Source organism: Morganella sp. EGD-HP17 (genome assembly GCF_000512315.2).
GTDB lineage: Bacteria > Pseudomonadota > Gammaproteobacteria > Enterobacterales > Enterobacteriaceae > Morganella > Morganella morganii.
Genome location: NZ_AZRH01000051.1, coordinates 1 through 1918 on the forward strand (window position 1 = coordinate 1; position 1918 = coordinate 1918).

At 53.6% G+C, this 1918-nt stretch carries 1 protein-coding gene; it reads right to left on the reverse strand.

The annotated features are described in order from the left end of the window. Positions 1–686 precede the first annotated feature (686 nt). Entirely contained in the window at positions 687–1622 is a 936-nt protein-coding gene (locus tag X965_RS18620; RefSeq protein WP_051997417.1) for a hypothetical protein, read from the reverse strand. Between the last annotated feature and the right edge of the window lie 296 nt (positions 1623–1918).

Genomic DNA, 1918 nt, shown 5'->3' on the forward strand with positions numbered 1-1918 from the left:
GGGTTAACTGACAGATGACCGGTGTCTTTATTTCAGTTAACCCTGTCGGGTCATACACTGTATTTATGCGCGTCAGCGCATGTCAGGCGGCAAAAGTGACTGAGAATATCACTGTGGTCAGATGGCCGCCGCAGCCCGGCAGCGCCGGTGACAGGCTGTTATAGTCCGCATACCCTCTCCCGTCCTGCTTGAACCTTCTGGCCTTAAAACCATTCTGTTGTTTTTATTCCCGCCACTGGCCGCAGTTAGCCGGGTAAAACCGGCTGTACTGCGCGTTATGCTGTGCCCGCACGGCATTACGGGGAATAGTTATCTGAACCTGACACCTCACCGCTCTGAGCGGCGGGAACGAAGTTCCCTGTGAGCGAAGGCATTATCTGATATTTGCTGATGGGGTGCGCTTTAAAAACGCGCCCCAATCTCCTTTTTATTAAAAAAGGACGTTTAGTTCAGAAACTAAGAACGAAGTTAACCTGATCCATACCGATCTGTACGAAGTTAACTGATGGACTTTCATACCATACGAAATTAACTGAACGTATAGTGAGCAATTATTGGCAGTAATGACACCGGCACGCTCTCCGCCGGTAAAAATGAACCGGTCCGGGACATACAAACAGGGCATTTCCGGCAGAAAGCCAGCACGAAAACCGCCGGGGAGGCGGTCAGTTCAGACTGGGACGGGATTAATGGTCTGGCAGGTTATCGAGGTAACACTGATACAGCAGCTCGCCGTGCAGCGCCGGGAACTGCGATTTTATCCGCTGCTCCAGTGCACGGACAACAGCCACCGGGTTTATCTGCTTCCAGCGCTCATACAGCCGCCAGGCATTTCCGTGCGTGTCTTCCTGCGGACGGGAGGCTTTCAGCTGTGCTTTCTTCTCTTTCAGGGCTTTTTCCAGATGTTTCTTTTCACTTTCCAGCGCCTCATCATCCCCGGTGACCAGACGGCGCAGCTTTTTCAGCAGGTTTTTCAGCGCGTGCCGGTTATCCAGTGACGCCACATTCGAGCGGCTCAGGCGCAGCACATGACGGGCATACCGTTTCTGGTATTCCTCCCGCAGCCCTTTGCGCTCCATCCAGCGCCGGAAGCGTGTGACAATGTCACGCAGTGCCGCCAGACCGAACCCCAGCCCGGCAAAAAACTCCGGCCGCAGCCAGATGCGCATCGCCTTGTACTGTTTCGCCTCACGGTCAAAGTCACGGTGAATAATAATCAGATTCGCCGCCTCCCAGTCATGCAGCGCATGCAGCACCGGGTCATAGCTTTTGCGGCCGTTCTCATACTGATGCAGCTGACCACATTGTGCGGCCAGCGTTTCCACCGGACACATCACCTCAAACAGTGCCTCACTGTCCGGGTTGTAGTCCGCATTGGCTATCATCGCCAGCGCCAGCGCATACCAGGTTTCCCGGCGCTCGGAGCGCACGGAGACCCGCTGGTTACGTTCACAGCGCAGATTATAGATATGGGGGTTCCGGTTCCAGTCATGACGGGACAGTGCCGCCGAAAAACGGCGCACCGCCGCAATGGCCGGTAATTTGCCTTTAAAGACAGGCAGATAATGACGGTGAATTTTATGACCGTTCACCGGGGTGTGACGTGTCAGGGAGTCAGACACAGTCTCCTGCGCTTATGTTGTGCCGCAGGAGTTGAATTTTGCTCGGCATAATTCTATACTCCCCATCAGGAGTTCAACAGTACCCCTGATGGAATATCACTGGACAGCCCTGTTAATCTTAGATTCCGCCAAGTTTCTGAAAGATTACAGGGCTTTTCTATTGGGTTCGGCGCGGTTCTTTGTGCCTACGTCCCTTTTCGTCACCTTTCGGCGTGACAACCACACATTCGTTAATGCCGCTTAATTTAGCACTCAGCCGCACTTCCCGCAATCTTTACGGTGATTTATCCGGGTTA